This window comes from Dellaglioa sp. CoH-57-MRSF-16 (assembly GCF_056782055.1).
Genome location: NZ_JBXAXZ010000125.1, coordinates 1 through 324 on the forward strand (window position 1 = coordinate 1; position 324 = coordinate 324).

Below are 324 nucleotides of genomic sequence, written 5' to 3' on the forward strand. Positions count from 1 at the left end.
CTTCAATGAAGAGCGCGGCGTCCCGATCTACAAGACGAATGCAGGCCCGCTGATCGCACTGCGCCCGGAATTCGTAAGCGCATCGGTCGCAGGTGGCGTGGCCCCGGCACCGGTCTCGGCAAATGTTGACGCTGAAGATCAAGAAGACGAGGAAGAGGAAGACGACGAAACCCCGGCTCCTAAGTCGAAGGCAAAGGCAGCACCGGCAAAGGCAGCAAAGGCTCCGAAGGCAGCAGCTGCTCCGGCAGGAAAGCCGGGCCGCAAGGCAAAGGCAACGGATGCTGACGCACCGGTTGCAAAGCGCAAGGCTGCTCCGGCCAAGGC

The 324-nt window shown here is 62.3% G+C and carries 1 protein-coding gene; it reads left to right on the forward strand.

Going from position 1 to position 324, the window contains the following annotated elements; translation table 11 throughout:
* The coding region (locus tag AC1RPH_RS08145; protein ID WP_481762083.1) for a hypothetical protein at positions 1-324 on the forward strand (324 nt) is incomplete at both ends.